Origin of the sequence: Actinokineospora sp. PR83, from assembly GCF_021056305.1 — a bacterium.
Classification (GTDB): Bacteria; Actinomycetota; Actinomycetes; order Mycobacteriales; family Pseudonocardiaceae; genus Actinokineospora; species Actinokineospora spheciospongiae.
In genome coordinates this window covers 49,234-56,444 of sequence record NZ_JAJCXD010000030.1, presented here as the reverse complement: position 1 = coordinate 56,444, position 7,211 = coordinate 49,234, and the positions used below count along the sequence as shown (strand labels likewise).

General features: G+C 73.3%; 6 protein-coding genes. 5 read left to right on the top strand and 1 reads right to left on the bottom strand.

The genetic code is table 11. From position 1 onward, the window contains the following. Positions 1–5: 5 nt before the first annotated feature. The 5 genes from L6E12_RS10880 (at position 6) to L6E12_RS10860 (ending at position 4,014) form a co-directional block, all read left to right on the top strand. The gene (locus L6E12_RS10880; RefSeq protein WP_236227754.1) at positions 6–1,244 is read left to right on the top strand and encodes an amidohydrolase family protein; all 1,239 of its coding nucleotides are present in this window, start codon (positions 6–8) and stop codon (positions 1,242–1,244) included. 29 nt (positions 1,245–1,273) lie between these two features. After that, positions 1,274–1,456, top strand: a complete 183-nt coding sequence (locus tag L6E12_RS10875; protein WP_035280649.1) for an MbtH family NRPS accessory protein — start codon at positions 1,274–1,276, stop codon at positions 1,454–1,456. Beyond that, complete coding sequence (locus L6E12_RS10870; RefSeq protein WP_236227753.1) at positions 1,453–2,064, top strand: NAD(P)H-dependent oxidoreductase; 612 nt, start codon at positions 1,453–1,455, stop codon at positions 2,062–2,064. Before L6E12_RS10875 ends, L6E12_RS10870 begins: the two co-directional genes overlap by 4 nt. Before the next feature lie 32 nt (positions 2,065–2,096). Continuing rightward, positions 2,097–3,707, top strand: a complete 1,611-nt coding sequence (locus L6E12_RS10865; RefSeq protein ID WP_374201859.1) for an acyl-CoA carboxylase subunit beta — start codon at positions 2,097–2,099, stop codon at positions 3,705–3,707. Positions 3,708–3,855: 148 nt separating this feature from the next. Continuing rightward, positions 3,856–4,014: a hypothetical protein gene (locus L6E12_RS10860; RefSeq protein ID WP_236227752.1), complete on the top strand. Its 159-nt coding sequence runs from the start codon at positions 3,856–3,858 to the stop codon at positions 4,012–4,014. Positions 4,015–4,090: 76 nt separating this feature from the next. On the opposite strand, the gene L6E12_RS10855 is transcribed toward L6E12_RS10860, so the two are convergent. Beyond that, positions 4,091–7,054: a helix-turn-helix transcriptional regulator gene (locus tag L6E12_RS10855; protein ID WP_236227751.1), complete on the bottom strand. Its 2,964-nt coding sequence runs from the start codon at positions 7,052–7,054 to the stop codon at positions 4,091–4,093. Positions 7,055–7,211 lie beyond the last annotated feature (157 nt).

The following is a 7,211-nucleotide window of genomic DNA, read 5'->3' as shown; positions in this document are numbered from 1 at the left end:
CCCACATGTCCATGCTGCTCACCGGCGCCACGCTCATCGACGGCCTCGGCGGCGACCCGACCGCCAACAGCGCGGTCGTCGTCACCGACGACAGGATCACCGCGGTCGGCTCCACCGCCGACGCCCCCGCCGACGCCGACCTGGTCGACCTGTCCGGGCTGACCCTGCTGCCCGGCCTGATCGACGCGCACGTCCACATGGGACACGCCAGCGAGATGCGCGCGGTGCTCAACAACGAGCTGTCGGTCGCCGAGCGCGCCGCCGACATCTTCCGCACCCTGCGCCAGACCGTGGAGGCCGGGTTCACCGCCGTGCGCGACTGCGGCGGCATCGACCACGGCGTCCTGCGCACCGTCGGCAAGGGCATGGTGCCAGGGCCGCGGCTGTGGGCCTCGGCCTCGCCGCTGGTGCAGTGCGGCGGCCACGGCCACCTCGGCTCGCCGTTCCAGGCCCCGGACGAGTCCTTCGCGTTCCGGGTGCGCGGCCTGACCGCGGTCGGTCGCATCTCCGACGGCCGCGACGAGGTGCGCAAGGCCGCCCGCGAGTGCTTCCGCCAGGGCGCGACCTTCCTCAAGATGGCCGTCACCGGCGGCGTGGTGTCCATCGCCGACGACCTCGACGACACCCAGTTCTCCATCGAGGAGATCGCCGTCGCGGTGGAGGAGGCCAACGCCCGGCACACCTACGTCACCGTGCACGCGCACAACAAGTACGGCATCCAGAACGCGGTCAAGGCCGGGGTGAAGTGCGTCGAGCACGGCACCGGCATCGACGAGGCCACCGCCGCGCAGATGGCCGCCGCCGGGGTCGCCCTGGTGCCCACGCTGGCCATCGCCCAGGTGCTCACCGACGACTTCGACGCCCACGGCCTGCCGCCGCAGATCCGCGAGCGCGTCTGCGGCACCATGGAGGGGATGGTCGAGGCCATCCGCCTGGCCACCGCCGCGGGCATCCCGGTCGGCTCCGGCTCCGACCTCATCGGCCCCAAGCAGGACCGCCGCGGCCTGGAACTGGCGCTCAAGGCCAAGGTGCTCGGCCCGATGGGCGCCATCCAGTCCGCCACCTCGGTCAACGCCGAGATCATGCGGGTCGCCGACAAGATCGGCTCGGTCGAGGTCGGCAAGTTCGCCGACGTCATCGCCGTCGACTTCGACCCGCTGACCGAACCCGAGCTGTTCGACGACCCCAGCCGCGTCCGGCTCGTGGTCAAGGGCGGCAAGGTCGTCAAGGACACCCGCAAGTGACCGCGCCAGAGCCGATCGAGGAGAAGAGCATGTCCACCGCGTTCCACGTGGTCGTCAACGGTGAAGAGCAGTACTCGGTGTGGGAGGACGGCCTGGCGCTGCCCGCGGGCTGGCGCGCGGAGGGCTTCACCGGCCCCCGGCAGGACTGCCTGGACCACATCGAGCGGGTGTGGACCGACATGCGCCCGGCGAGCCTGAGGAGCGGCGCGTGACGACCACCGAGACCAGGCCCCGGCCGCTGGTGGTCGCCATCGGCGGCACCGGCCGTGCGGGCTCCAGCACCGAGCGGGCCCTGCTCACCGCGCTGAGCAGCCCCGAGGCCGCGGGCTGCGAGGTCCGCCTGTTCGGCGGCGAGTTCCTGGCCGCGCTGCCGATGTTCCGCCCCGGCGCGGCGCCCACGGACCCCGGCGTCCTGGACCTGGTGGAGACCGTCGGCCGCGCCAACGGGGTGCTGCTGGCCAGCCCCGCCTACCACGGCGGCGTGTCGGCGATGGTCAAGAACGCCCTCGACCACCTCGAACACCTCGCCGACCGGGAGCGCGCCTACCTCGACGGCCGCGCCGTCGGCTGCTTCGTCACCGCGGCGGGCTGGCAGGCGGGCGGGGCCACCCTGTCGGCGCTGCGCTCGATCGTGCACGCCCTGCGCGGCTGGCCCACCCCGCTGGGCATCACCGTCAACACCTCCCCGCCCACCCCGGGAGACGGTGGCGACGCGGCCCGCGCCCAGTGCGACGTGCAGCTTCGCAAGATCGGGTGGCAGGTGGCCGAGTTCGCCACCCGCGCCGCCCAGTCGCGGGTCCTGGCGGGGATGCCGACGTGACCGCGGGCGTGTCCGACCAGGAGCGGGCGGCGGTGCTCGCACCGCCGCCGGACCCCGCTCCGCCCGAGCCGGTGGTGCCCGGGCGGGCGGGCACCGCGGAGCGGATCGCCGAGTTCCGCAGGCGCCGCCAGGTGGCCCGCCAGCCCGGTTCGCCGCGCGCGGCCAAGCGCCAGCACGTGCTGGGCAAGCTGACCGCCCGCGAACGCATCGACCTGCTGCTCGACCCCGGCTCGTTCGTGGAGACCGACGCGTTCGCCCGGCACCGCTCCACCAACTTCGGCATCGACGCCAACCGCCCGGCGGGCGACGGCGTGGTCACCGGCTACGGCACGGTCGACGGCCGCCAGGTGTGCGTGTACGCCCAGGACGTGACGTCGTTCAACGGCAGCGTGGGGGAGATGTTCGGCACCAAGGTCGGCAAGATCCTCGACCTCGCGGTGCAGACCGGCTGCCCGGTCATCGGCATCAACGACTCCAGCGGCGCCCGCATCCAGGAGGGCGTGCTGTCGCTGTCGGCCTACGGCCAGGTGGCCCGCCGGGTCGTGCGCGCCTCCGGGGTCATCCCGCAGATCTCGCTGATCATGGGCGTCTGCGCGGGCGGCGCGGTCTACACCCCGGCGGCCACCGACTTCGTGGTCATGGTGGACAAGACCTCGCACATGTTCGTCACCGGCCCCGAGGTCATCCGCAAGGTCACCGGCGAGCGGATCAGCCTGGAGGCCCTCGGCGGCGGCAAGGTGCACAGCGCCCAGACCGGCAACGCGCACTACCTGGCCACCGACGAGGCCGACGCGATCGCCTACGTCCGCGACCTGCTGGCGTTCCTGCCCGCCAACAACCTCGACGAGTCCCCCACCTACGCCGCGACCACCGACCTGACCACCACCGACACCGACGCCGAACTCGACGCCCTCATCCCCGACGCCCCCGAACACGGCTACGACATGCGCGAGGTCGTGGAACGCGTGGTCGACGACGGCGACTTCCTGGAGGTCCACCCCGCCTTCGCCCCCAACATCCTGTGCGGCTTCGCCAGGGTGGAGGGCGCCAGCGTCGGCGTCGTGGCCAACCAGCCGCTGCACCTGGCGGGCTCGCTCGACATCGACGCCGCGGAGAAGGCGGCCAGGTTCGTCCGCTTCTGCGACGCCTTCAACATCCCCATCATCACCCTGGTCGACGTCCCCGGCTTCCTGCCGGGGGCGGTGCAGGAGCACGCGGGCATCATCCGCCGCGGCGCCAAGCTCGGCTTCGCCTACATCGAGTCCACCGTCCCCAAGGTCACCGTCATCACCCGCAAGGCCTTCGGCGGCGGCTACGCGGTCATGGGCTCCAAGGAACTCGGCGCCGACGTCTGCTTCGCCTGGCCGGTCGCCCAGATCGGCGTCATGGGCGCCCAGGGCGGCGTGGACATGCTCTTCCACAAGGAGATCATGTCCGCCCCGAACCCCGACGACGCCCGCCGCGCCTTCACCGAGGCCTACGAGGACACCCTCACCAGCCCCTACGTGGCGGCCGAACGCGGCTGCATCGACGACGTCATCGCCCCGAGCGAGACCAGGGTGGCCATCATCCGCGCCCTGCGCGCCCTGCGCACCAAGCGGGAGACCGTCGCCCCCCGCAAGCACAGCAACATTCCACTGTAGACAAAGGGGTCGCGGGCGGTCCACCGGACCGCCCGCGACCACCGCGTCCGCGCGGGACGAGGGCTCCGGTGCGCACCGCAACCGGTGGCCGTCGACCGGGCAGATCGATTCCGGGACCGGTCCCGACGGCATGTGGTTCCCTGGCCCCATGACACGACCGCCCCGCGTTCCCGGTGGCGTCACCCTGCCCGCCCTGGCCCGCTGCGCCCCTCCCGACAACCTCGCCAGGGCGTCCACCCCGCCCGCGCCGACGGTGCTGCCCGCCGTGGTGGGGAATGCGGCGGTGCCGCGGACCTCACCCGCGTGACGTGATGGACAGCGCCGCCCCCGCGCAGGACGAGGCCCCCGGTGCGCAGCGCACCGGGGGCCTCGGGCACCAGTCCCTACGCCGTGTTCCGGATCATGTAGGCCGCCACCCCGGAGCGGCTGCTCACGCCGATCTTGGCGAACACGTTGGACAGGTGCATCTCCACGGTCTTCTCCGCGATGTGCAGTTGCCGGGCGATCAGCCGGTTGGTCATGCCCTCGCCCACCAGCTCCGCCACCTCCCGCTCCCGGCCGGTCAGCGTGGTCGCCCCGGCCGCGCTCTCCGACCGCGGCCCCCGCACGGTCGCCGACCGCGCCGCCAGCCGACGGCGTTCGGTCCGCGCGACGCGGGCCAGGCTCTGCGCGCCCATCTGGGTGAACGTCATCTCCGCGGTCTTGAGCTCGCGCATCCCGTCGTCGTGGCGGCCCTGGTGCCACAGGGCGGTGCCGAGGACGACGCGGGCGCGCAGGCCGTCGACGACCATCCCCGCGTCCTCCAGGCCGCGCACCGCGCGCTCGGCGGCGGGGACGGCGGTCTCGGGCCTGCGGGCCAGGTCGACCTGGGCCTGGGCGAGCACGGCCAGGGCGTTGCGGCCCGGCTGGTCCAGCGCGGTGGCGGCCTTCGCGGCGTGCCCGGCCCAGACCGCGGCCGCCTCGACGCGGCCGGTGAGCAGTTCGGCCCTGGTCAGCAGCTCGTACCAGGCGACCCGGGAGCAGACGTCCGCGGCGACCAGGCCGGGGCCGCCCGCCGAGGTCACCAGGGCCATGCACTCCTCGCGGTTGCGGGTCATCAGCCGCACCTCGGCGAGCATCCGCAGCGCGAGGGTGCCGCACCACCCGCTGGCGGGTTCGCGGTTGTTGTCGGTGGCCACGATGCCGCTGTGCAGGGCCTGGTCGGTCTCGCCGAGGGTGGCGTCGATCCAGGCCAGCATGGAGTGGGCGCTGGTCATCTGCTCGGGGCTGCGGGACTTCTCGGCCAGGTGCACCGCGTGCTCGGCGGCCGTGCGGGCCTCGCGCAGGCGGCCGCGGTTGCGCAGCACGAACACGTAGCCGACCAGCAGGTGCGGCAGGACCAGCCAGCTCTTGCTGCGGCCCGCGACCTCGACGGCCTTGTCGAAGTGGCGCAGGGCGTCGTCCCACTGCTCCAGGACGACCTCGCTCCACCCGATCCACACCACCGCGGTGAGGCTGTGGGCGAAGTCGTTGTCCAGCATGGCGTCGAGCAGGGTGGTGGCACCGCGCAGGCAGGTGCGGGCACCCTCGATGTCGCCCGCGGTGGCCTTGGCCATCGCGCTGAGCCCCAGGCAGGACGCCTGCATCGGGGCGAGCCCGTGCCGCACGGCGACGTCGAGGGCGGTCGCGGCGAGTTCCTGGCAGCGCTCGGGGTCGCCCTTGCTCAGTTCGTTGCAGGCGAGTTCGAACGTGAGCTGCGCGCACGCGGAGCTGTCCGGGCGGTCCAGGGCCTCGATCTCGGCCCGGATCATGGCCTCGGTCTCGGCGTGCGCGCCGAGCAGCCGCTGCACCATCGCGGTGAACGCGACCGCCTTGGCGTGCGCGACGCGGGGTTCGGCGGGCAGGTGGCGCAGCGCCTCGTGCATGGTGTCGCGGCACTCGCGCAGGTAGCCGGAGGTGCCCCGGGCCTTGGCCAGGCGCACCAGCATCTCCGCGCGCCGCGATTGCAGGTCCGGGATCTGCGGCAGCACCCGCAGGGCGGTCTTGAGCCAGGTGGCGGCGCGCACCGGGTCGGTGGTCATGACCGAGGCCGCGGCGGTCTCCAGCACCTCGACCGCGCCCAGGTCGCCGTAGCGGGCCCACTGCTCGACGTGCGGGGCGCGGGTCGCGGGGGAGGCGTCCCTGGCGCGCAGCGCAGCGTCGGCGGTGCGGTGCAGTTCGATGCGGGTGCTCAGCTCGGCGTTCTCCCGGATGACCCTGGCCACGACCGGGTGGCGCAGGGCGAAGTACTGGCCGGAGACCACCGGGCGCACCAGGTCCTGGCGGATCAGCTCGCCGATCGCGGCGAGCACCGCCGCCTCGGGCTGCTCGAGCATCTTGGCCACCAGCGTCGTGTCGAACACGTCGCCGAGCACCGCGGCGGCCTCCACGACCGTGCGCGCCGCCGGGGACAGCCCGTCGAGCTCGTCGAAGAAGACCGGGCAGTCGCCCGCGCGGACGTCGTGCAGCGCCGCCGACCCCGGGCCCCCACCCGGGAACGGTGCGCGCTCGGCGGAGAGCACCTTGAGGTAGGAGGGGTTGCCCTCGCTCTCCACGTGTAGCTGCCTGCGCCAGCTCGCGGTGCCCTGCCCGGACAGCATCCGGGCGGTGTCGGCCTCGGTGAGCGGCGCCAGGCGGGTCGCGGTGAGCGTCACCTGGCGGGACCGGCCCGCGATGGCCTCGCGCAGCCGGGTGCCCGCCTGCCGGTCGCGGTAGCCCACCGCGAACATGACCGAGGCGTTCGGCGGGCGGCGCAGCAGGCTGCCCAGCAGGTCCAGCGACGCCGGGTCGGCGGTGTGCATGTCGTCGAGCACCACCACGAGCGCCGAGACGGCCAGGCGCTCCAGCAGTTCCCGCACCAGGCGGTGGCCCACCGGTGCGGGCCCGGGTAATGGGATGCCGAGCAACGCGTCCTCGCGGGTGGCCAGGCTGGGGAACAGCCAGCCCAGCTCGGCGCGCTCGGCGGGCGTCCAGCTCCGGACGACGTCGCCGACGAGCCGGTGCTGGTCGTCGAAGGCGTCGGCCCAGACGCTGTAGGAGGAACCCCGCTCCGGCCTGCCCGACAGCACCACCGCGTGCCGGGCGCGGGCCAGGCTGACCAGTTCACCCAGCAGGGCGGTCTTGCCGATGCCCGCGTCCCCGGTCAGTTCGATCAACTGGCTGCCCGCGGCGCCGTTCGACAGGTTGTCCAGTGAGCGGGCGATGATGCCCAGTTCGTGTTCTCGACCGACGAGGTGGTCTGCCCACTTCCTCCGTTTCGCGCCCTCGGCAAAGCTTGCTCCACCCGGTCGTTCCAACCCGGGAACGCCAAGGTCATCAAGCGTGCTCAAGCTTTATCCCCCATCCAATGGACTGCGGCCTTTGGACCCCTCGGACACCCCCCGTCGGCGCGGCCCTGCGGGTCCCGGCGGATGTCTGCGGCACCAGTATGCGACAGGCTCCAGGAAATGGGCACCTATTCCGTTCACGTCGGATGTTAGGAGGACC